The organism is Streptomyces sp. NPDC031111 (assembly GCF_055570675.1).
Window position 1 is genome coordinate 1 of the sequence record NZ_JBVIGS010000029.1, and the last position, 21,164, is coordinate 21,164.

33 protein-coding genes, 1 tRNA gene and 1 pseudogene are annotated in these 21,164 nt (G+C 70.4%); 34 read left to right on the forward strand and 1 reads right to left on the reverse strand.

The window, feature by feature from the left end; genetic code table 11:
- Positions 1-1,081 precede the first annotated feature (1,081 nt).
- From ACZ470_RS36765 to ACZ470_RS36855, 19 genes are all read left to right on the forward strand, one after another.
- Positions 1,082-1,453 (forward strand): hypothetical protein, encoded by a 372-nt coding sequence (locus tag ACZ470_RS36765; RefSeq protein ID WP_468434302.1) that lies wholly within the window; start codon positions 1,082-1,084, stop codon positions 1,451-1,453.
- A 69-nt stretch (positions 1,454-1,522) separates the two neighbouring features.
- Positions 1,523-2,086 carry a hypothetical protein gene (locus tag ACZ470_RS36770; RefSeq protein WP_468434303.1) on the forward strand — a complete coding sequence of 188 codons (564 nt, stop codon included), beginning with the start codon at positions 1,523-1,525 and terminating at the stop codon, positions 2,084-2,086.
- Between the two features lie 117 nt (positions 2,087-2,203).
- A complete protein-coding gene (locus tag ACZ470_RS36775; protein ID WP_468434304.1) occupies positions 2,204-3,379 on the forward strand; it encodes a DUF932 domain-containing protein in 1,176 nt (391 codons plus the stop codon).
- Between the two features lie 235 nt (positions 3,380-3,614).
- Positions 3,615-4,103, forward strand: a complete 489-nt coding sequence (locus tag ACZ470_RS36780; protein WP_468434305.1) for a hypothetical protein — start codon at positions 3,615-3,617, stop codon at positions 4,101-4,103.
- Entirely contained in the window at positions 4,096-4,311 is a 216-nt protein-coding gene (locus ACZ470_RS36785) for a hypothetical protein (RefSeq protein WP_468434306.1), read from the forward strand. The genes ACZ470_RS36780 and ACZ470_RS36785 overlap by 8 nt, the downstream gene beginning before the upstream one ends.
- Entirely contained in the window at positions 4,295-4,453 is a 159-nt protein-coding gene (locus tag ACZ470_RS36790) for a hypothetical protein (protein ID WP_468434307.1), read from the forward strand. Before ACZ470_RS36785 ends, ACZ470_RS36790 begins: the two co-directional genes overlap by 17 nt.
- A gap of 114 nt (positions 4,454-4,567) precedes the next feature.
- Positions 4,568-4,774, forward strand: a complete 207-nt coding sequence (locus tag ACZ470_RS36795) for a hypothetical protein (RefSeq protein ID WP_468434308.1) — start codon at positions 4,568-4,570, stop codon at positions 4,772-4,774.
- A gap of 152 nt (positions 4,775-4,926) precedes the next feature.
- Positions 4,927-5,754, forward strand: a complete 828-nt coding sequence (locus tag ACZ470_RS36800) for a hypothetical protein (protein ID WP_468434309.1) — start codon at positions 4,927-4,929, stop codon at positions 5,752-5,754.
- Between the two features lie 131 nt (positions 5,755-5,885).
- Complete coding sequence (locus tag ACZ470_RS36805; protein WP_468434310.1) at positions 5,886-6,128, forward strand: hypothetical protein; 243 nt, start codon at positions 5,886-5,888, stop codon at positions 6,126-6,128.
- A 63-nt stretch (positions 6,129-6,191) separates the two neighbouring features.
- Positions 6,192-6,560 (forward strand): hypothetical protein, encoded by a 369-nt coding sequence (locus ACZ470_RS36810; RefSeq protein WP_468434311.1) that lies wholly within the window; start codon positions 6,192-6,194, stop codon positions 6,558-6,560.
- A gap of 541 nt (positions 6,561-7,101) precedes the next feature.
- On the forward strand, positions 7,102-7,320 hold the full coding sequence (locus ACZ470_RS36815) for a hypothetical protein (RefSeq protein ID WP_468434312.1): 219 nt from the start codon (positions 7,102-7,104) through the stop codon (positions 7,318-7,320).
- Positions 7,317-7,517 carry a hypothetical protein gene (locus tag ACZ470_RS36820; protein WP_468434313.1) on the forward strand — a complete coding sequence of 67 codons (201 nt, stop codon included), beginning with the start codon at positions 7,317-7,319 and terminating at the stop codon, positions 7,515-7,517. The genes ACZ470_RS36815 and ACZ470_RS36820 overlap by 4 nt, the downstream gene beginning before the upstream one ends.
- Before the next feature lie 10 nt (positions 7,518-7,527).
- A complete protein-coding gene (locus tag ACZ470_RS36825) occupies positions 7,528-8,139 on the forward strand; it encodes a hypothetical protein (RefSeq protein ID WP_468434314.1) in 612 nt (203 codons plus the stop codon).
- A gap of 195 nt (positions 8,140-8,334) precedes the next feature.
- Positions 8,335-8,408: transfer RNA gene (locus tag ACZ470_RS36830), tRNA-Ile, on the forward strand.
- A 32-nt stretch (positions 8,409-8,440) separates the two neighbouring features.
- On the forward strand, positions 8,441-8,872 hold the full coding sequence (locus ACZ470_RS36835) for a hypothetical protein (RefSeq protein WP_468434315.1): 432 nt from the start codon (positions 8,441-8,443) through the stop codon (positions 8,870-8,872).
- Between the two features lie 201 nt (positions 8,873-9,073).
- On the forward strand, positions 9,074-9,319 hold the full coding sequence (locus ACZ470_RS36840; protein ID WP_468434316.1) for a hypothetical protein: 246 nt from the start codon (positions 9,074-9,076) through the stop codon (positions 9,317-9,319).
- Between the two features lie 123 nt (positions 9,320-9,442).
- Positions 9,443-10,387, forward strand: coding sequence for a hypothetical protein (locus ACZ470_RS36845; RefSeq protein WP_468434317.1), 945 nt, complete (start codon positions 9,443-9,445; stop codon positions 10,385-10,387).
- A gap of 162 nt (positions 10,388-10,549) precedes the next feature.
- Positions 10,550-11,248 carry a hypothetical protein gene (locus ACZ470_RS36850; protein WP_468434318.1) on the forward strand — a complete coding sequence of 233 codons (699 nt, stop codon included), beginning with the start codon at positions 10,550-10,552 and terminating at the stop codon, positions 11,246-11,248.
- 169 nt (positions 11,249-11,417) lie between these two features.
- Entirely contained in the window at positions 11,418-11,762 is a 345-nt protein-coding gene (locus tag ACZ470_RS36855) for a hypothetical protein (protein WP_468434319.1), read from the forward strand.
- On the opposite strand, the gene ACZ470_RS36860 is transcribed toward ACZ470_RS36855, so the two are convergent.
- Complete coding sequence (locus tag ACZ470_RS36860; protein WP_468434320.1) at positions 11,752-12,024, reverse strand: hypothetical protein; 273 nt, start codon at positions 12,022-12,024, stop codon at positions 11,752-11,754. The genes ACZ470_RS36855 and ACZ470_RS36860 overlap by 11 nt on opposite strands.
- A 101-nt stretch (positions 12,025-12,125) precedes the next feature.
- On the opposite strand from ACZ470_RS36860, the gene ACZ470_RS36865 reads away from it, so the two are divergent.
- The 15 genes and pseudogenes from ACZ470_RS36865 (at position 12,126) to ACZ470_RS36935 (ending at position 21,144) form a co-directional block, all read left to right on the forward strand.
- Positions 12,126-12,824, forward strand: coding sequence for a hypothetical protein (locus tag ACZ470_RS36865; RefSeq protein ID WP_468434321.1), 699 nt, complete (start codon positions 12,126-12,128; stop codon positions 12,822-12,824).
- Positions 12,825-12,965: 141 nt separating this feature from the next.
- On the forward strand, positions 12,966-13,172 hold the full coding sequence (locus ACZ470_RS36870) for a hypothetical protein (protein ID WP_468434322.1): 207 nt from the start codon (positions 12,966-12,968) through the stop codon (positions 13,170-13,172).
- Positions 13,169-13,459 carry a hypothetical protein gene (locus ACZ470_RS36875; RefSeq protein ID WP_468434323.1) on the forward strand — a complete coding sequence of 97 codons (291 nt, stop codon included), beginning with the start codon at positions 13,169-13,171 and terminating at the stop codon, positions 13,457-13,459. The genes ACZ470_RS36870 and ACZ470_RS36875 overlap by 4 nt, the downstream gene beginning before the upstream one ends.
- Positions 13,460-13,510: 51 nt before the next feature.
- Positions 13,511-13,999, forward strand: coding sequence for a hypothetical protein (locus ACZ470_RS36880; RefSeq protein WP_468434324.1), 489 nt, complete (start codon positions 13,511-13,513; stop codon positions 13,997-13,999).
- A gap of 90 nt (positions 14,000-14,089) precedes the next feature.
- On the forward strand, positions 14,090-14,422 hold the full coding sequence (locus ACZ470_RS36885; protein WP_468434325.1) for a hypothetical protein: 333 nt from the start codon (positions 14,090-14,092) through the stop codon (positions 14,420-14,422).
- Between the two features lie 182 nt (positions 14,423-14,604).
- The gene (locus tag ACZ470_RS36890) at positions 14,605-16,077 is read left to right on the forward strand and encodes a ParB/RepB/Spo0J family partition protein (RefSeq protein WP_468434326.1); all 1,473 of its coding nucleotides are present in this window, start codon (positions 14,605-14,607) and stop codon (positions 16,075-16,077) included.
- 83 nt (positions 16,078-16,160) lie between these two features.
- Positions 16,161-16,538 carry a hypothetical protein gene (locus tag ACZ470_RS36895; protein ID WP_468434327.1) on the forward strand — a complete coding sequence of 126 codons (378 nt, stop codon included), beginning with the start codon at positions 16,161-16,163 and terminating at the stop codon, positions 16,536-16,538.
- Between the two features lie 100 nt (positions 16,539-16,638).
- Complete coding sequence (locus ACZ470_RS36900; protein ID WP_468434328.1) at positions 16,639-16,974, forward strand: hypothetical protein; 336 nt, start codon at positions 16,639-16,641, stop codon at positions 16,972-16,974.
- A 164-nt stretch (positions 16,975-17,138) separates the two neighbouring features.
- Entirely contained in the window at positions 17,139-17,525 is a 387-nt protein-coding gene (locus tag ACZ470_RS36905; protein WP_468434329.1) for a hypothetical protein, read from the forward strand.
- 53 nt (positions 17,526-17,578) lie between these two features.
- Positions 17,579-18,187 (forward strand): cell envelope biogenesis protein OmpA, encoded by a 609-nt coding sequence (locus ACZ470_RS36910; RefSeq protein ID WP_468434330.1) that lies wholly within the window; start codon positions 17,579-17,581, stop codon positions 18,185-18,187.
- A 30-nt stretch (positions 18,188-18,217) separates the two neighbouring features.
- Entirely contained in the window at positions 18,218-19,210 is a 993-nt protein-coding gene (locus tag ACZ470_RS36915) for a hypothetical protein (protein WP_468434331.1), read from the forward strand.
- On the forward strand, positions 19,113-19,538 hold the full coding sequence (locus tag ACZ470_RS36920; RefSeq protein WP_468434332.1) for a single-stranded DNA-binding protein: 426 nt from the start codon (positions 19,113-19,115) through the stop codon (positions 19,536-19,538). Before ACZ470_RS36915 ends, ACZ470_RS36920 begins: the two co-directional genes overlap by 98 nt.
- 132 nt (positions 19,539-19,670) lie before the next feature.
- Positions 19,671-20,258, forward strand: a pseudogene (locus ACZ470_RS36925) (DNA-processing protein DprA); the annotation flags it as partial.
- Positions 20,259-20,416: 158 nt separating this feature from the next.
- Positions 20,417-20,689, forward strand: coding sequence for a hypothetical protein (locus tag ACZ470_RS36930; protein ID WP_468434379.1), 273 nt, complete (start codon positions 20,417-20,419; stop codon positions 20,687-20,689).
- A complete protein-coding gene (locus ACZ470_RS36935) occupies positions 20,686-21,144 on the forward strand; it encodes a hypothetical protein (RefSeq protein WP_468434380.1) in 459 nt (152 codons plus the stop codon). The genes ACZ470_RS36930 and ACZ470_RS36935 overlap by 4 nt, the downstream gene beginning before the upstream one ends.
- Positions 21,145-21,164 lie beyond the last annotated feature (20 nt).

The following is a 21,164-nucleotide window of genomic DNA, read 5'->3' on the forward strand; positions in this document are numbered from 1 at the left end:
CGGAGCAAGCGAACACCCGTGCTGCGCACGGGTGTTGCGCTCACGCTCCGCGTGAGCGCTGCTGCTCGCTGCGCGAGCAGCGTCACCCGCCTTGCTGCGCAAGGTGGGTGACGCTCCGTTCGCTGCGCTCCCGGAGCCTGCGGGGCCTGCGGCCCGCGAGGTGGCTTTCGCCGCGCTCCAGCCACCCAGGGGCGCGATGCGCCCCAACGGCCGGTCCTGCTGCGCGAGACGGCCAACGGGCCTGCGGCCCGGGCAGCTACGGGGAGGGTGTGGCCCCCTGTCGGTGACTCTGTATCAGGTGATGCAGTATGTAGTTTTGGCAGAACCAACCCACCCATGCTTCAAACTTTTGTCCAGGATCAACTCTGGAACCAGACCCCCATCACTCGGGCCAGTCAAACCGCCGAAATTTTCGAGCCGCATTTTGGAGGAATCTCCGAATCCCTTACCAACGGAAGGAACTGAATTGGCATTCCGTGCGGCTAAGTAAACCGCGGCATACCCGGGAAAGGAAAAGGATCCCATCGGGGCCCAACACCTTTCAGGGTAAGGGACGTTGGTTCAGCCCTCGGGGTGTGACTGCTCCCAGGGGACAAACAACCCCAGGGAGAAGACAGGAACAGGCACGCCCATGGAGGACCGAATAACCAGGACCAGCAACTGAGCCGAAGCACGCCGGACCACCGGCCCGCCCTCACCCTCCCAGGGCCCTCAGGGCCCCACCGCAGCGCGCGGAGGCCCCGCCGACGCGCAACACACCCATCCGTCCCAATCCCCGACGCCGCCGCAGCACCCACACCCACAGCCCACCCTTTTTCTATCATTCGGGCAGGGAGAGCGGCAGCAGAGGGGATGTCAGCAGTCGTACCACGCTTGACTGATGAGGTGACCAGGGAGGACGTAGAAGCCGGCTTCTAGGCCCCGCAACACCCAACACAACCTCTACCGCAACACCATGGCGCAACATCCAGCGCAACCCGCAGCGCAACAGGGGTTCCATCCGAGCGGGCAACACACTATTATTTTAAGTCCTGGGGGAGGCGACCCCCGGGAACCGCAAGGGACCATCGAAGGGGAAAACATGGAACTGACGATCACTGACGGGATCGTGCGCGGGGTGCGCGGCGCAGACGCGCCCATGACCGAGCTGGCGATTCGGGCCCGCACTATCGCGAACCTTCTGCCCCTGCCGTGCGCGCGGGCAGGAGTGAAGATCGTGCACAACTCCGACCGGGATTACACCGGCATTCGGTTCGAGACCAAGGCCGCCGGTCCGGTCGTTCTAGAAATGCCGAGGGACGATGAGCCTTACCGGCTGGTTCAGGAATTCATCGACCCCGACAAGTCGGGACGCATGGAAGTTGAGTTGCGGCGATTCCCGCAGATCTACAAGCCCCACGGAATCGCGTACATCGCGGCCGAGTTCCTCCGGGCGAACGGGTTCCTGAAGTAATCCGCACGGGGGCGCCCCGGTTGGGGTGCCCCCGTTCCACCCGGCATCACCGAAAGGAGAAGGGACGCCATGGAGAACACGCGGATTCCGGAGCGGACCCAGGAAACCGGCGCGCCGATCACGGAGGCAGAGAAAGAACAGGCCCGTTACGCGCTGGCCGAGTTGGCGCGCAGCGAGCGGGACCCGGACGCCTTGAGGGTGTCTCACGAACAGCTGGACGTGGTCCGCTCGTTCTTCGAGTTGGGTTGGGCCATGGGTGTGCGCACCGGGCACACCGGCCCGGCCCTGGCCGACGTGCCGGTCGACCGGGGGACGATTGACCGCGCGTTCATCGACCTGTTGCTGTCCGAGCGGGTGGCGAATCCGCTTGCGCTCGCGGTGGCGCGCAGCCTTGACCCGCAGAACTCCGGGCCGATGCTGTGGCAGAAGGTCAGGTATCACGGCACCGTGACACGGCGTCACGGCGTCTACTGGGTGCAGGCCATCAAGGCGCAGGCCGGACCGGTCGGAGCGGCTCACAGCGTCCGCTACGACCTGTGCGAGGTGATCGGCGGCATTCCGGTGACCGCTGTCACGGACGTACGGCGGCAGAGCTTTACGCCGATCCCGGAGTTCCGCGCGCCGTTGGCCTAAGTGTGCAGGTCAGGGGTGGGTTTAGCCACCCCTGAAACACACTATTATTGACTTTGTTCGGGGGGCGGTGGCTCCGCCCCCCGGCCCGCAGAGACCAACAGCGAAGGGGAACACCGCATGACTCAGCAGTTCGCCGAGCGCGCTACGAACGTCGCCCCCACCGGGGCCCGTAACGCGGACCTGTCCGACCTGGTCCGCATCCTGGAGGACGGACAGCGCCGGAAGCTGGACGTCATCGCCCCCGCGTCCGCGCTGCGGATGCGCGAGGGAAACGTGCACGTCGAAGGCGTCGAGTCCCAGATCACGGCAAGTGGCGTGACGAGGGTTGACGGCATCTACCGGCCCACCGCCGTTGCCGACGAGGGGATCTCTGACAAGCTCCGCATCCCGCTGGCCTACCTGCGCCGCATGCGCGCGGAAAACGTCCCGCTGCTGGACGAGAACGTCAACGCGTGGCTCCGTGAGGGTCCGGAGCGCCGTTTCATGCTCCGCGCGTTCCGGGGCGAGGACGGCCCCGGCCTGCCCGGCGAGGGCGTGGCCCGCGCGCTGCTGTCCGACAGCTACAAGTTGATGGACAACCTTGACATGCTGCTGGCCGCCCTGGACGGGGTGGAGCAGTCCGGCCACCCCACGCGGATCACGGGGTGCGACCTCACCGACCGGCGCATGTACGTGCGCGTCGAGTCCGAAGCGGTCGCGATCCAGGCCCGCAACCTGCTGCGCGGCTACCGCTCCCCGTTCGACGGCCGCAGCGGTGACGAACTCCCGATGATCTCCGCAGGGTTCGTCATCACCAACAGCGAGGTAGGAGCCGGGGCGTACACCATCACCCCGCGCGCGGTCATCCAGGTCTGCCGCAACGGCCTGACCCAGACCAAGGACGTCATGCGCGCCGTACACCTCGGAGGCAAGCAGGACGAGGGCGTGGTGAACTGGTCCGGCCAGACCCAGCGCAAGACGCTGGAGCTGATCACCTCCAAGACCACCGACGCCGTGCGCACCTTCCTGTCACAGGAGTACGTCGAGGCCAAGGTGTACGAGATGGAGGCCGCCGCCGGTAAGACGCTGGACGAGCCGACGAAGACGATCGAGCACGTCACCAAGTCGCTCAGCATCGGCACCGAGACGAAGGACCGGATCCTTTCCCACTTCATCCGGGGTGGGCAGATGACGGCCGGGGGCGTGATGCAGGCGGTCACGTCGACCGCGCAGACCCTCACCGACGCCGACCAGGCCGCAGCCCTGGAAGCGCTCGCGGTTCCCGCCCTCACAGCCGCCGCCGCGCACGGCTGACAGACCCCCGTGCGGGCCGGGCAACTCCCCCAGCCCGGCCCGCACGGGCCCGACCGTCCCAGAGCCCCACAGCTCCCGCAGGGAGCGCGGAGCGCGCCCGCCGGCCCCTGCCGCGTAGCGGCAGCGCGACGCGTCGGCGGAGCCGCCCGCGCGCCCACAAGAAGCCCGTTGTGCCCAGAGGCGCAGTGCGGCCGGCCTCCGTCGCCCACCGCCCACCGCCCCGCAAGGAGTCCTCATGCCTGCACGCCCGGAGCTCACCCACCCCGGAGACGACGCCATCACGGCCGCCATGAGCCGCACCCTGACCGCCCTTTCCGCCGTGTTCCAGGCACTCGGAGACGGTGAGCACACGCTGAACCTCGTGGCCGAGCGGACCGACAACACGTTCGTCACGGGCCGAACCGATCTCTCGATCGGCATGGAGCCGCTGCGCCTGGCCGTCCTGAACGAAGACGAGTTCTGCGCCTTCCGCATGCTGCTGGTGTTCGCGTTGGAGGGCAGCACAATGCGCAGCGCCGTCCTGATCGCGACCACGGCCGCCGAGCCGAACCCCCGCGCGTGCGGCTGGTCTGTGCGTGACGGGTGGCTGCACCCCATGGACACGGACGACCTCCAGGCCGCCGTCATTCCGTGCCCCGACGTGGCCGCCGTAGAGCGCGAGGTCTACCCCGCCCCCGTGCTCATCCAGCTCCCCGACTCCGACGAGGAGGCCCCGCATGCCTGAACCGCAGCTTCCACGGCCCGACAACGCCGCCACGGCGTCCGCCATGGGCCGCGCCCTGCACGCGTTGACCGCGTTGTTCCCGGCCCTCGGTGAGGGGAGCCACGAGCTGCACATCAACGCCGAGCGGACGGACGGACGGCACGGAGGTGAGCGCCGACCTGTACGTGTCCGTCGAGCCGGGTTCCTGGTGCGTGGATCACTCCGCTGAGGAGTACGTGCAGTTCTTCGTACTGCTGACGTTCGCCCTGGAGAACAGCACCGTGCGTGACGCCGTCCTGATCGCCACGACCGCCGACGCTGGCTTACGCGTGTGCGGCTGGGAGGTACGGGCCGGAGTCTGCACCCCATGACACGGCCGACATCCACAAGGCCGCCATGTCCTTCCCGCCAGACGACGCCGCGCCGCAGGTGGTCTGTCACGCCCCCGTACTGCACCGCCCCAATGGGGCCGCGAAGGAGCGCTCATGAGCGAGAAGCCCGCCGTCACGCCGGACGGCTACTGCACCAACAAGGAGCCGGTCCCCGGCACGACCAGACAGGTCAACGGCCACGCACTCGGCGGGAAGTTCTTCAAGATGCACGGCCGCCGGTACGCGGACTGCCCCTGTGGCCGCCGACCCAGCCTGACCGACCGGGGCAACCTCCGCCGACACAAGCCGCCGCAGGAGTAACCCGCAGACACCGTCCACGCCCCTCCCCCGGTACGGGGCGTGGACGACCGCCCCGGCCAGCGTGCCGCCCCGCGCCCGCACCCTCCCCTTCGGCGAGCGCGGGGCGGCACGCCCCGCAGCCCACCCGGTCGAGTCCCGAGGAATCGCAGCCCATGACCAGCCCGATCCTGACCATCGACACGCCCGCCGGCCCCGTGCGCGCCACCGCCGGCCCCCGCGAGGACGACGCCGTCGTGTTCGAGCTGGGCGGGGCGATGCGCGGCAGCGTGCACGTCACCGGCACCACCGACCCCCACCGCTGGGACCAGTTCACCGCCGTACGCGCCTGTCTCGGCCCCGTGAATGCCTTCAAGACCACCGCCCCCGACGAGGACCTCCCGCGGCTCGCCCGCAGCCGCACCGGCTACCACGGGAGCCTGACCCTCTACCGCGACCACGCCGACCGCCCCCAGGTCTCGGTACATCCGTTGCCGAGCGCCGCTGATTACCCGCCGTCGGAGAAGACGGAAGCGGTACTCACCGCCGTCCTGCGCAGCTGCGCCGAGCACGTCGCGCAGCGCGCCGACCTGCCCGCGATCCTGAGTGCCTCACGGCAGCGCGACACCCCCGGTCTGTTGCGCTTCCTCACCTGGTCTGCCTCCTACCACCAGGCCGAAGCCGCCCGCCTGGAGCAGGAGGCGCGCGCCGCCCACCCCGCGCGCCGTGCTGCCGTGGTCGCCTGGTGGACCGTCGCCCGCTGGTTCCTGGCTTCCCCGCACCCGGTCCTGCTGCTCATGCTGGCTGACCTCCCCTACTCGGTGCTGCCCGATTCTCTGGCCCGCACCGTCGACGTCCAACAGTGGTGGGCCCCCTACTGCGTCAGCGCGGCCGCCGAGGAGCGCGAGCGCGCCCGCCGCGCCCAGGAGGAAGCCGACTCCCTGCGTGCCCAGCAGCGCAGGCGCCCGCGCGGCCGCCGCCCGGCCTTGGTCGGCACCTCCTGAGAGCCGGAGGAAAGCGCAGGTCAGGGGTGGGTTCACGCCCACCTAAATACACTATTATTGGAAGTACGAGAGGGGGCGTCACTGGTCCTGCCCCGCCCCCCTCGCACCCGGAGCCGACCGAAGGAGCCACCGTGCCCGAGGAGTTCACGTACGCCGCCAACACCGGCTCGTTCGGCCGCCGGGTCCTTGACCGTCAAGATCGCAGCATCTTTGGGATCGTCTGGCACGACCCGAACGGCGTCTGCGCATGGGTGGCCGAGTTTCCCGGGAACCGCCCCGGCAACGGCGGCGGCATCCCCGGCTTCACCAGCCGCGCATGGGCCGCGCGCTTCCTCTACCGCTACCGCAAGCCCGAGCCGTCGGGTCGCCCTTGACCCACCGCCCCTCACCCGCACCCAGCTTGTGACCGCCCGACACGGAAGACAGGAGCCCCGATCATGCGTTGGCTGATGAGCCTTGGTGAGCGCACCCGCCCGGATACACCGATCTACGCGGAGGACCCCGCCCCCCAGGCGCGCGCCCTGGCCCTGGTCGACGACTTCGGCCACCTTTTCACCGTCCTGCAGGAATGGCGGCAGGAGTACGGCGAAGAGCTGACCGCATGGGCCGTGCAGGTGGAGGCCGACGACGTCGAGAACCTCCCCGCGGAACTCATCGAGCAGTGGGAATGGGAGGGCGCCCCGGTCCGCCTCGACACCCAGCGGGGCGGCTACGTGAAGGTGTCCGACTACCGCGACGTGCCCGTGCGCCCCGGCATCAGCCCCCGCACCACCACCGGCCTGCCCCTGTGGACCGCCGCACCCTGACCCGTCCGGCAGGCCGCCCCGCCGCTCACCCCCTTGGAAGGAGAAACCGTGTCCGTCGGACGCCACTTCGGCATGGTCATCAGCCGCATGCCCCGCATGACGTACGCAGCAACGGTCCGCGCCTCCGAGGACTGCCGGTTCATGTGCTCGATCTGCTACGAAAACTGCTGGGGCATCTACCGGCTGTACGGCGAGACCTCATGGATGTGTTGGCGGTGCACCGACCTCAAGGACAACGGCCTGGTGCCCGGGCCGCGCCTGCTCAACACCCAGCCACCCCGGAAGCTCAGGGTCGGCGAGCAGCTGCGCAGCCCCTCGGGCGTGTGGGACGTCACCAGCTCCGAACACGTCAGGGAATGGGAAGGCCGCCGCCTCCGGCAACCGGCCTGCGTGTATGCCGTCACCCGCGAAGACGGCCACGCGGAGACGTGGCGAGGCAACGACATGACCGACTTCCACCTGATCCCGGCCGAGTTCGAGCACATCACCCGGGCGCGCTGCAACGAGCTGGGCAGCATGCTCACGGCCGCCGGCCTTTCGTGTGGAGGACAACGGCCGCCAGGACGCCCCGCAGCGCCTGAAGTACACCGTCACCGGCCCCCGCGGCCGCCAGTGGTCCATCCGGCCCGTCGCCCCGATCGACTTCGACCCGTGGCAGCCGTCGAACCTGTGGCATGCCGTCCGTACCGCCCCGCCCCACCAGAGCCCCGTACTGTCCGCCCGGCCCCTGGCCAACCACATCCGGGAACTCCAGCCGTGAGCGGCCAGCTTCGGCCATGGCGCCCGGAGGACTTCGACGACCGGTGCGAGACGTGCGGCGCACCCCCAGGCCAGCTGTGCCGCTCCTGGTGCGACACCGGTTACACCGCCGAGGACGCCCGCCGTGACGCCGAGCTCCGCGACCAGGACGCGAAGAGCCCCGCGCCGACCACGCCCACCAGCCATCCGAAGGAGTGAACGGACCGCCATGACACGCGAGTTGACCACGCAGAAACAGCTCGACGCGTTCGCCGACGAAGTGGCGCGAGAGTTGGGTACGCACTGCCGGACAGCCGAACTCACCGACGACCACCGCGGTTTGGGACGGCTCATCGTCGACGGAGACGGCCGCGCCCTGCGCCTGTCCCAGCCCGACGAACGCCACCCGGACCGCTTGAAGATCCACGCCGCACTGCCGGACGAGACCAAGATGATCGCACCGTCGATCGGCGTCACCGCCCGCAGCGCCCGGCACGTGGCCCGCGAGATCACCCGGCGGCTGTATCCGCTGCACGCTGATGCCGCGCAGCAGGCCGCCGAGCTCACCGCCCGCCAGCAGGCGGAGGAGAGCGGCCGCCGCGCCGTCGCCGAAGCCGTGGCCGGCGCACTCCCCGGAGCCCAGGTCGAGGAGCAGTACCGGCGCACCCGGATCATCTGGCAGCACGACACCAGGCCGCCCGGCGAGCACGGCCCCGTCCAGGTCGACAGCGTCACCGTGCTCGTCGGCGCCTCCGGCGAGGGGGTGCAGGCCGAAGCGTCCGAGCGCCCCAGCTCCGTGATTTCCATGCTGGCCGCGTTCGCCCAGGCGTCACGGGAGTAAGAAGCGCAGGTCAGGGGCGGGTTCCCCCTCCATCAAAAGACACTATTATTGCTAATGGTCGAGGACCGCCCGAGCGCCCGCCCCGCCTTCCCGGCCGACCTGACGGCCGGGACATTCCACCCACCCTGGCCCGAGAGCGAGGCCGCGCCCTGCCCGACCAGGACGAGGGGCGCGGCCCTCACAACCGAACACCGAGGTGCTGTAGCTCAGTTGGTAGAGCGCGGATCTTATAAGTCCTGAGGTCGCGGGTTCGAGTCCCGCCAGCACTACTCCAACACCGATCCACATGACTGGAGTTGTGATGACCGACACCGAGGTCGCCCCGACGCCCGAGACGCCCGCCACCGTGGCGGCTGCCGACCTGGACGCCATCGAGGCGCAGCCCGACGTCTTCAACATGGACAACTGGGCATTCCTTGCCGAGGCCCTGCGACTGGCCCCCGAGGAGGCTCCGGCGTGCGGTTCCCAGCTGTGCGCGGCCGGATGGACGGCGCACCTCACCGGCTGGACGCTCGCATCCCTGCCCGCCGAGGAACAGGTCGAGGTCACCGGCACGGACTACGACGGCGACGAGTACGAGACGCTCGCCAGCGTCTACGCGGAGCGAGGCGAGGAGCGCCGCCTGATCTGTGACGTTGCCGCCAGGGCTCTCGGCCTGAAGCCCAGCGAGACGTTCTGGTACGTCGACGCGTCCACCGCTTTGCAGCGGCTTCGCGAGATCGCCGGACGCTGACCCGCCCTCCTCCGGCCGCCGCACCGGCGGCCACAAGCCTGCGTAGCTCAGCGGTAGAGCGGCCCCACTCCGAGTCGAACGGTCGACGAACCGCAGGTCAGGGGTGGGTTCACGCCCAGCAGAAGACACTATTATTAAATATGTGATGCGGGATCCTCCCGCCCTCTCCGCCCGACAGCCCCTGCGCCAGGAAGGTTCCCCATGAAGCGGTGCGAGTGGACGTTCCACACGATCAACGCCGACGGCGAGATGTTCGGGTACAACTACCCGCCCACCGGCATGGGCCCCTCCATCACGGCCGACGAGCCGTGCGCAACGGTCGAGAACGCCTCCGAACTCACGAACCACGAGTTCACGCGGGCGGTGAGCTCCATCGTCACCGAGCACTGCGGCGACCACTACACGCCCGTATTCCAGGGACGCGGCTGGACAGTCGAGCTCCGCTGACTATCCACTGTGGACCACCACCTCATGACCTCCCCGGCGACCGGCCAGCGCGAGCCGACCGCTCCCACCGGTCGACCGGACACGAGCGGCCCCCTTCCCCTCCCCCACGAGAAAGGCACGCACGTGACCCACGCCCACCAGTCCTCCGAATGCCGACCGTGCGCGGGGGCAGCTACGGCGCCCGCCGACCGCCACACCATTCGGCGCGTCCTGCGCCGCGAAGTCGCCGGCACCATCGGCCTGCTCACCGACGAACACGACTTCCGCGCCATGCGGCACTACCGCACCTTCGCCTTCACCGACTTCGCGGAGTACCTGAAAGCGTTCGAAGGCCTTCTCAGCAGCCGCGCCTCGCAGGGCGCGCACACCACGGTCGCCCTGTTCGACCCGGAGGAATACGTCGACTTCTGCACCGACACCGGCCTCGACCCTGACAGCGCGTCCAGCCGCGCCCGCTACACCGCCCAGCTCGCCACCACGGGCCCGGCCCTCCCGTACGACGGCCAGCCCCTGGCCGACCTGATCCCGGACCTGATCGAGGAAGCCGTGCGACAGGCCACCTGGGAGTACGCCACCACTCTCCTGGCCCGGCTCGGGGCCTGCGCCTCCTGCGGCGAGGACATCGGCCGAACGGCCTTCACCCAGGCATCGGGCCTGCTGGCGCGCATCCTCGACACGGCACGGCCGGGCAAGAGGCACCTAGTCTGCAGCGTCTCAGCAGCGCCCGAGACCCTGGTCGCCGTCCTCCACGCGGACACGGACCCGGACGGCACGTGCCAGCTCGACGAGGCCGAGGCCCTCGAATTCACCACCGTCCTGGCCGCCGGTCTGGCAACCCGGAGCCCCGGCGGGCTGGTCATACGGAGTTCCGTCCCGAGCACCCCGGACCGGGTATACGGGTGGCGGCTGCGCCAGGGCGAACCCGAACCCCTCACCGCAGGAGAGGTCTTCGACGCCTACTGCACGGACACCGACACCGGAGACCTCGTCTCCCCGGAATCGGACGTCGACTACTGCGTGCCGCCGGACCTCGGACCGGACGTCACACCGTCGGCCCACCGGCACTGAAAAGCCTCGACGACACCGCAAACCAGCAGGTCAGAGGGGGGTTCACACCCACCTGACTCACACTATTATAGATAGTGAGCCTGAACCCGCCGCCGCACTGTCGCCCCGACCACCGGGGCGACAGTGCACCTTTCCGCCGAATCCAATTCTCAGGAGCTTTCCGTGCAAGGGAACCCGATGCCGGTCATCGACTGGTACAGCAACAAGGCCTACCAGTGCCCGCAGTGCCACCACGACACGGTCGCGAGCCCCTCCCGCTGGGAGGTGTACACCTGCTGCAACTGCGCCACCCGTTTCGCCCGCTTCCCCCGCCTGCAACGCTTCCTGCGCCACGTCGGCGTCACCTGCGAGTTCTGCACGGAGCGCCACCCCGTGACGGTCGACGGCGAGCCCTTCGGTTTCCTGCGCCGCCGCCACAACGGCATCGGGATGTATACGGAGCACCAGTTCGAGGCGTGGCTGTACGACACGGACGAGTTCGCCGACCACCGCGACGGTGTGAACTACCGCAGCACCCGCGCCAGCCGCGCGGAGGCGATGGCCGACCTCGCCCACTGGCGCAGCATGTTCGGCCCCGTCGAGGACGACCTGAGCCCCGTCTTCGCCGTCGTCGTCGACGAGCGGTTCGACAGGTACGGACCGGACGTGACCGAGGAGCAGCGCGACGCGTTCCTTGACGGCACGCTGGAGGCCTACGGCGTCGGCGTCCTGCGCGCCTTCGTCCCTCCGCACCGCCGCCGCGGGCAGTTCCACGTCGACACCGCCACCTTCACCTGGAGCCTGATCGCCCCGTCAGGCCTGGAAGGCATCTACACCAGGGCGGCACCGAAGTCCCTGGCCGCATACGCACCGCAGCTCTGACCTGCCGCACGCGGACGCGCGCACCTCCCCGTTTGCGCAGGTCAGGGGCGGGTTCACACCCTCCCAACTTACACTATTATTAATAGTGAGCCGAGGGGGCGCCGTTACCTCCCCCCGCTTCATTCACCAGGTGACGGCCCCCTTCCCCCCTCCAGCCCCAGGAGTTGCCATGCTTCGAACGCTGCGCCGCGCCCTGCAACCGGCACGTCTCCGCATTCCCGCCCGCCGGTTCTCCGCCGGGATCGCGGAACTGCCGCCCACCGCGCACGAAGCGCTCGGCACCGACGTCACGGCCGGGGAGGCCATCGCCTACAACCGCGTCCGTGTCGCCACCGCGACCGCCGTCGCCCTCTACCGCAGCGGCTACACGCTCCCGATGCCCGACGACGAACTGGACGACGCCGTGCGCGCCCTGGACTTCCCCTACTCGGTCCCGAGCGCGGAGACCCGCGCGTCCATCCGTGCCGCGCTCGCCGTCCTGGACGCCGACTACACCGTCACCGTCACCCGCTGACCAGCCGCCCGCCCCGGCCGTGGGCCGCCCCGCGCAGGGCGGCCCACACGGAAGGAGCCCGATGTTCCTCGTCGCGCCCGACCCCGCTCACGGACTCGTCGCCGCGCCGCAGTCCTCCGACGACCTCACGCCCGCCACCGAACAGTCCCTTGCCGCCCAGGGGTTCGCCTGGAACGACGAAATCGAGGCGTACACCCGCGAGGCCGACCACGGCCCCGCGGCCGTGGACGGCACCGCCAGCATGCTGCGCGACCTGGGCCACTACGTCTTCTCCGCCTACAGGCCGCTGCCCAGGAGGTCACCGCCGCCCGGCCGGCCTCCACCGCCGCCGTCTCCCGCCCCTTGCGCAGATGGAGTTCCGCCATGCCCCGACGCCGCACCCAGCCGCAGCAGTCCGTCCGGTACTCCGCCGCCGAGCACGACGGACGCCACCAGGTCGTGGACCAGCTCCACGGGTACACGCTCAGCAGCCACGCCACCCGCGCGGCCGCCGAGGACGCGGTACGCGAGCTGACCGCCAGCCCGACGGCCGCGATCGAGGCCGTCGAGGAGCTCGACGCCGCCCAGACGGGCCCGGCCGCCACCGAGCGCCGGATCCTGCGCCGGTACGGGTACGCCTGGAGCCTGCGCCAGGCCGAAATGCTGTCCCTGCGCGGCGAGTTCAGCCATCACCGACTGGAGACCCTGGTCACGGGCGGTGCACTGGCCATGGTGTTCAGCCCGGCCGGTCTGCCGTACTACACCACGCCCGAGCGGTACGCCCAGCTGTCGCCCCGCTGGATACGCGACGGCAACGAGTCCTTCCCGGCCGCCGACGTCGCCCGCCTCGAACGCCCCCGCCCCGCCCTGGAGTTGCTGCCCGCGCGCAAGCGCTACGAGCCGTGCGAGCTGCACGGAATCACCCTGTGGCGGTGCCTGATCTGCGGGCCGCGCGAGCGCTTCGAGTGCCAGTGGGGCGAGTGCACCGCCAACCGCGTCACGGCGTACTGCGAACGCTGTGTACGCATGGACCCCCGGCGCACGTTCCCGCTACCGTCCCGCCGAGAGCACGACTGGCCGTAAAACCGCAGGTCAGGGGAGGGTTCACGCCACCCTAGAAGACACTATTATTAATTTTGTGGGTCCTGCGGAACACCCCGTACGGCGGGGCCACCACCCCGCCGTACGGGCCCCTCACCGCCACGCCACGGAAGGACATCGGCGATGAAACACGAGGAACTGGCCGCGCTGCTGGCCGAGCCGACCACGCCCCTGGTGCGCGCCGCGCTCCGCGGTCTTCCGCCCAAGACCCTGGAGTCCCTGGCGACCGTCGCCGACCAGGCGGCGGGGGGCAAGGTTGGCGGCAGGTCGTCGTCGACCGGGTCCGGGCCTTCGCCGCCGAACAGCCGGGCGACGGACCGCAGGCCGTGACCGCGTACTTCACGACGACGGAGCAGCGGACGGGCCGCGGGGTGTCCATGGGCTGGAGCCCGTTCATCGCGGCTCTCGGGCCCACCGAGGGGATGCCGGACCTCCGGTACACCGAGACCACGGCGCGCATGGTGCCGGTCGGCGAAGCGGCGGAGGCCGAGGAGGACTTCGCGGACCCGAAGCTGTCCGAAGCGCTCCACCGGCTCGCGGCACACGACCCGCCCGCGCACGCGGACGTCCTGCGCGTCCATCTGCCGACCTCCCGCGTCACCCGCGTGAAGCCCTGACCGCCCATGCCTGCGGGCGCCCGCCGAGGGGCGCCCGCGCGGAGGTGCACCGTGCCTGTTCCGATCCTCTGCCACGTCTGCCGCAGCGGCCGCTACCAGCCCGAGAGTCCGGGCACCTACCGCTGCCGCTCCTGCGGCAGCCCGGCGACGGAGTCGACGTTCCCCGTCCAGAGCGACGAACGGCTCGTCGCAGGCGTACTCCAGATCCTCACCGTGCCCAACGGCCACCAGGTGATCACGCCCGACCGGCGCTGCTACGCCCCGCACCTGGGAGCCAGCCTGAGCCTCGCACTGCGGGTCAACCGGACGCACCCGGTGTTCCGGCAGGCCGAGGACGTCGGCACCGCCGAGGACCTGCTGTCCCTGCTGGACGCTGACGAGCGGGGCCCGTGGGTACTGTCTCCCGCGCAACTGGCGGTTCTCACCCGAGCCATGGACGTCCGCAACGCGCTGCTGCCGTCGACGTCGAGGCAGTACCCGGACTTCGACGCGGAGATCCGGGCGGCCCGCACACGTAGCCGGCACCCGCGCGTCACGTGAGCGCCACCGTGCCCGTCGGCTCCGGCCGGCCGCGCCCGCCCCCGCGTCGCCCACACACCGAACCGGCCCCTGAGCCAGAGAGGTTGACCCATGTCCGTGCCCCACTCCGTCTACGCCGTCTACGGCGTCGTGGTCGCGCCGCCCCGGGAGTGGGCAGCGCTGGACGAGTCGCTGCAAGCCCAGGCACACCGCCCCGCCAGCGGAAACTCTGCCGACGTGCACGTGCAGCTGTTCACGGTCGGCGACGACAAGCACATAGTTCTCGGCTCGGGCTACGAGCAGCTCGGACCCAACACGTACCGGGCCGTTCCCTCCCTCCCGGTCAGCGCCGGGTGGGACGAGACCCTGCTTGAGCAGGTCGGGAACCTGGGACTCACAGTCTTGTCCGGTCCGTGCTGGCACGTCGTGCACGACCTGAGCTGAGGCCGGGACTCGTCGACCGAGACCGCCCTATGGAGCACCTCAGACACCCCGAGAAGCCACGTTTTCGCAGGTCAGAGGGCGTCTAGCCCTCAACCCAGAAGACACTATTACTGCATTTGAAGCGAGGGGGCGACACCCCAACCGCCCCAATTCGCCGAACAGGCAAGGAGAAGGAGAGCCCCATGGCCACCGCCGTCTCGACCCAGCCCACCGAACCCGTCACGCCCGAGGAGGAAGACGCGCCGCAGATCGTCCTGCTCGACCCGGCGCAGGTGGTGCGCGACGAGCAGAACGCCCGAGAAACCGACACCGAACCGGACGAGGAGCTGATCGCCTCCGTCAAGGAGATCGGTGTCGAGGAGACCATCAGCGTCCGGCCCCGGCCCGACGGCACGTACGGCGCATTCAAGGGCTGGCGGCGCGCGCAGGCACAGAAGATCGCCAACGACACCGCCGAACAGGACGGCCGCCCGGTGCGCAGGATCAAGGCGCACGTGCGGGAAGACCTGGTCGGCCGTGACGGCTGGACCCGGTTCCTGTCCCTGGTCGAGAACAAGCACCGCGAGGGGATGAGCGAGCGCGACATCCTGAAGTCGCAGGAGCTGTCCCTGATCGACATGAGCGACGTCGAACGGCGCCAGGCCACCAGGGCTCTCGGCGTCGGCCGCAACGCGGCCAAGCATGCCAAGGCGGCGCAGAAGCTCGATGACGCCACCCTTCGCCGGGCAACGGCCGGAGGCATGGACCTGGAGCAGACCGCCCAGCTCGCCGAGGTCGAGCACGTGGACGGTGCGGAGCGCCGTCTGCTGCGCGCGCTGAAGCGCGATCACGATGAGGGCAACGGCGGGCGCGGCCACTGGGACCAGGAGTTGGCGCTGCTCAAGGCCGAGCAGGCCGACGCCGAGGCCCGGACGAAGGCCGAGGAAGACCTCAAGAAGGCGGAGATCCCGCTGCTGGGGCAGCCGAGCTGGGGGGAGAAGGACACGTCCAAGCCGCTGGCCGAGCTGACCACCGGGCTGGGCAATCCGCTCACCGAGGACAACCACAAGAACTGCCCCGGCCACAGTGCCCGGCTCGACGACGAGCACCAGCCCGTGTGGCACTGCTCCGACCCGGCCGCGCACGGTCACAAGGTCCGCCCGCAGCCGAGGAAGCCCAGGACGGAGGAGGACGAGCAGCGGGTGGAGGAGCGCCGCAAGGTCATCGCCTGCAACCGGGCGTGGAAGGCCGCCGCCGGTCCCCGTCAGGACTTCGTCGCCCGGCTCGTGCGCCAGAAGGCCCTGCCGGATGCGGCCCGCGTCTTCGCGCAGGAGGTCGTGCTCACCGTCCCGTACTTCTACAGCTCCTGGACCGACAAGCACGAGTCCGAGACCGTCGCCCGTTTCCTGGGCAGCAAGGAGCCCGAGCACGCGGACCTGGCGGAGACAGCAGCGCAGCTGCCCAAGGCACGCGTCGTCAACGCGCTGTTCGCGCACGTCGCCGCCGCCTGCGAGCACGACATCCGCGAGCCCAAGGCGTGGTCGAACCTCAACGTGCGGCAGGCCCGCTACCTGCTGCTCCTCGAAGCGCTCGGCCAGGACGACAACGGCAGCTACCGGCTGTCCGAGGTCGAGGACGAGGCGGTCGCCCGCCACCGGCCCGAGGCCGCCGCCTGACCGAACCTCCCCCGCAAGCCCCGGCCGGGCACGCCCGTGCCCGGACGGTTCCCCACCCCCGCGTCACAGAGAGGCGAACCAGCATGACCGTCACCATGGCCGAAGTCCTCGACTTCATCGGCAAGCTGCCGAATGCGATCCAGGTCGCGAAGGTCCAGGAAGCCTCCGCACTGCGGCTCAGCGCGATCGACAAGGAGGCGTTCGCCGGACTCGTGGCCGGTCGCCGGGCCCGCATCAACGAGTCGCTGCGCCCGGCCCTGCTGCGCGGTCTCACCGGCACCGTGCAGGAGCGCAACCGCACCGGCAGCCGCGCGGGCTTCCTGCTGGACGAGGAGTCCACCCGCATCCTGCGCCGCGACCCGCGCAACACCAAGTACCGCATCCCCGAGGACATGACGCGCTTCCGGCTCCCGGGCAACGGCGTTCCCGTCGCCTGCCTGGACGCGATCGAGGACGACTGACGGGCCCGCACGGCGCCGCCCCGGCAACGGGGCGGCGCCCGCACCCCGCCGATCAACCGGCCGGACCGCTCCCAGCCCGGCCCGCACGTGAAAGGCCGTCATGACCGACCAGCAGCAGGCACCGTCCCCCGTCCCGGACGGCGAGGCCCCCGACCGCCCCCTGACCCTCACCGTGCTGCGCCATCTGGTCCGCGAGGACTGGAAGGGCCTGCCCGGAGACACGCTCGTCGTGCTGTCCCGGGACGCCGAGGGGAGCCTGTTCTCGCCGTTCTCCACCTACAGCCACTCGCGGTACGCGCCGACCCTCAGCGAGCTCGTCGGCGACATCTTCCCGCTGCCGGAGGAGCTCAAGGCGGACCCGTCCTTGCGCGAGCTGTACAGGGACCGCATCCCCGACACCGCCCTGCCCGCGCTGGTGCTCTACCCGCTCGGCTGAGCGAACGCCTGCGGGCGGGGCGGCCCTCCGGTCGGCCGCCCCGCCCGCGGGCCGTCAACTCCCTCTTTCCCGAAGCCTCTTCCTGGCCACGGTCCTCACGAAAGCGACGTGTCACCGCCATGTCCGCCCCACCACAAGCCCCCCGGGAAGGACCGCAGGCCCCGGTGCTGGTGATCAGCGACAGCACCGACGACGATCCGGTCGGCCTGCGGTCGAGCCCGGTCCCCCGCCTGCACCTGCCATCGCCGTTGTTCAGCGCCGAGGAGTACCAGCGCGCGCCGCTCGTGCTCCTGGACGACCGCAGCTACACCGACTTCACGCTCCGCCACGTGCCGCACCGCCCAGGGCTGATCATCGTCCTGGTCGACCCCGACGACGGCTCCATCTACCCCCGGGCCGCCGCCATCGGCGCGGAGGCCGTCCTCCGGGCCGGAGACAACCTCAACTGGCTGCATCTGCGCCTGCACGACGCGACCGGCTGCCGCTACGCCCACTGGGAAGCGCTCCTGGCCGGCGGCCCCGCCGACCCTCCCCCATCGGCCAGCGGCTGACACCCGGCAGCCGAGCCCTCGTGGCACGCCCCCGATCCGAAGGAACTCTCCCCATGCACGCGATACCCCAACGCTGTGCCCACCGGCCGCTGTCGGGCGGCCTGGTGGTGCCATACGTGACCCTGATCCACGACGGTCACGCCGCCTTCGGTGTCCTCGACGCCGACAAGGCCATCAACGCCTTCCGGCGACGCCTGTGCCAAATCTGCGAACACCCGCTGGAGCGGTGCTTCCTGCTGGTGCGCCCGGCCGACGTCGTCAAGGGCTGCTCCCCGGAACCGGCGCTGCACCCCGAGTGCCTGCCGTACACCGCCGACCACTGCCCGATGCTGAACGGCACCGTCACGCACTACCGCCGCAGCCCGGTCCTGGCCAGCCACCCCGCCGGACGGCCGTGTTCCAATCCGTCCTGCCTCTGCCTGTCCCGCACGACGGACGAGGGGCAGGCCGCCCGCAGCGGCAGCCCCGCCGACCGGTACGAGGCCTGGATGATCCACACGCGGAACTACCAGCTGATCTCGCTGCCCGAGCGGCCCGATGTGCCCTCCGGCATCAGCCTCGACGTGCCCGTCCTGCGCCGACGCGTGCTGCGCACCGCGACCCTCACCCCCGACCAGCAACACCTGATGGACCTCTTCAACGGCCTCATGAACGGGGCCTGACCGCCCCGTTCCGCACGGAAGGAAACCGCCATGCCGATCAAACCGGACCCGGCCCCGCCCGCAGGCGGGGCCATCATCGATCTGGCCGACCTGACGGACGGCCTCCAGGAGCGCACCGGCGAATGGCCGGGGGCGGACACCGTCAGCATCCTCGAAGGGTGGCTGAGCCGCTTCAGCTTCGCCGTCGAGGAGAACCTCACCCCGCAGGTGACAGGCCGCGCGTGGGTGCTGCGCCAGTGGGACCGGCACAGCGACGATGTCACGCTCTGGTCCGACGAGGCCTCCGCCCTTGCCTCGCTGGCGCAGCCCGTGCGCAGTTCCTGGGACGACGTGGCGGGCGAGGATGGCGTCCCGTTCCGTCCGCCCGCCGACGACCGTAGGGCCGTGGAGCTCTTCTACGGGTCGAGGGAGGACATCGAGGGCTACACGCTGTACGACACGGACATCTCCCGCTGCGTGCTCGCGCCCCGAAACCCCAGGCTCTCGGACGCCGAGGAGTGCGCGGAGGCGAACAGTACGGCGGTGTTCCACGCGATGCGGGGGCCTGACGACGAGGGCCTGCCCTGCATGGAGATCGCGGGCATCCTCGTGTTCGCCTACCTCGACGCCGACCTCCGGGCCGTTCGGGTCTCCGTTCATCTGGACACCACCGACGAGCAGTTGGTCCGGGCCGACAGCACGGTGCCGCTGCTGGTGGAGATCGGGGACGCCACGGTGTTCGACAACCTCACCCCGCCGCCGGCCCCGGCGCAGCCGACCGGGTGGAAAGCCCGCTTCCGGCGTCTCGCCCGCCGTACCGCACTCTCCGGCGGCGGGAAGTGCCGACAGGGGGTTGACCAACACGCAAAAAACACTATTCTTCTAAATAAGAGGTGTTCGCATGGCCCCGTGCGTCACGCACGTGACCGGCACCGTCGCCGGTGGCGTGGAAGTCCGCTTCACTCAAAGCGGCATCGCTGTCTGCCGGTTCCGCCTCACCGAGACCCCTACACAGTGGGATGCCACCGCGCAGAAGTGGCGTGACCTGGAGCCGATCCCCTACATCTGCACCGCCTGGCGGGACCTGGCCAGCAACGCCGCCGAATCGCTCGTCGACGGGGTCAGCGTCCTGGTCAAGGGGCGCATCACCGGGGTCAAGGACGACTCCATCTACCTGAGCATCGACGACCTCGGCATCAGCCTGCGCAGGCGCATCGCCTACACCGAGACCAGCCTGCCCAGCCCGATCGCCGCCCGCCCGGTCACCGCTCCCCCGGCGCCTCAGCCCGCCGCTGCGTCCCGACCGGCCACCGGGCGACCGGGCAGCCCACCCGCCTGGTGGGAGCAAAAGCGGTCCGCCAACTGGTCCTAGCCCGGCCACTCCACCGCAGCCGCCGACGGCACCCCCTTCCCGTCGGCCGCTGATCACTTCCCCCTTCGCCCGCCCCGGCGCGGCACCGGTTCGCCTGCTGGTGCCGCGCCCTGCCCGAAAGGCCGGCCGCCCATGCCCACACGCGCCCTGTCCGAACGAGCCGCACGCGCCGCGCTCGCCGCCCACTTCGCCCCCGGCCAACTCGCCGCCGAACTCGACGAGTACACCCCGGCCGAGGTGTGGGACCGGCGCGTCCGCAGCGACAGCAGCGGACTCCTTGCCTCCTACCGGCCGCACGAGGAACTCGCCCAAGCAGAGCTGACCTGCCCGTTCGTCACCCCCTCGGACGAGGAGTGGCCCACTGCCCTCGCCGACCTGGGGCCCGCATGCCCCCTGGGTCTGTGGGTCCGCGGCCGCGAGCAACTTGCGCGGCTGACCGACAGCGCGGTCGCCGTGACCGGCAACCGGGTCCCCACCGAGCAGGCCGTCACCCGCGCGCACGACTTCGCCACCGCCCTCGCCGAGGCCGGGCACACCGTCACCGCCACGCTCGCCTACGGCGTCGACTCCACCGCTCACCAGGCCGCCGCCGAGACCGGCGCCGCGTCCCTCGCCGTTCTGCCCCGCGGCCTGGACGGTGCCCACCCCCACACTCACGCCCCGCTGCTGCGTTCCATCGTCGACAACGGCGGCGCCGCGGTCAGCCTCTGCCGACCCGGCACAACCGCCAGCGGCGCGACGTTGAAAGCCAGCGCCGTGGTGCTCGCCGCCCCCGCCACCGGGGACGTCCGCTCCAGCGGCAACGCCCGCCTCATCGACGGGCAGCTCGCCGTCAACAGCCCGGACCCCGTCTCGCGCTCGCTCTGCCGCACGCGCGCGTGGCCCGCGCCGGCGATGTCGCGGACGGCGACCTGCTCCTGGCCGCGGTCGGCGAGGAGGGAGCCGACTACTTCGTCACCCCCTACATCGCCCACCCCGAGCCCTTCGACCCGTCGTGCGGCTGCGGCGTGTGCTGCCTCGTCACGGCGCCCGGCGAAGTGGTGGTGCTGTCCCAGGGCGATCCCTGGGAGTCCTGCGATCCGTGGCCCGCCGACGACCGCCTGCTCATCGTCTCCGCCCAGCGGCTGCCCAACCTGCCCCTCGAGAAGTGAGAGCCGCCAGGCCCCGTACGACGTACACCCCTGCACTGCCCGGCCTCAGCGCCGCCGACGACGACCTGGACACCATCATCAACTGGGGCCTGGGCGCCGACTCCACCGCCTACCTCGCCAAGATGCTCACCGCCCCGGACGCGCACGGCATCGACTTCGACCGCACCGCAGTCCTCTACATGGCCACCGGCAGCGAATGGCCCGAAACCCGGCTCCTGGTCGATATCGGTAAGTCCGGCTATCAGAACCTGCGCAATGCTCGGGGCGAGAGCCTCCCCCCAACTGTTCGGCTGCAGAGGCGTCCTGGAAGCCGGGCGCTGCTCAGCCATGCGCTCGGAGGCGAAAGCCGTAGGTGTTGGGAAGTCTCGCCTGGCAGCTGTATCGCCCGCACGTACGGAACGGCAGGACACCGCAAGGTCACAGGTCCGCAGGAGATACAACTCCAAACTCAGTAAACTGGTCAAAGGAAGCACAT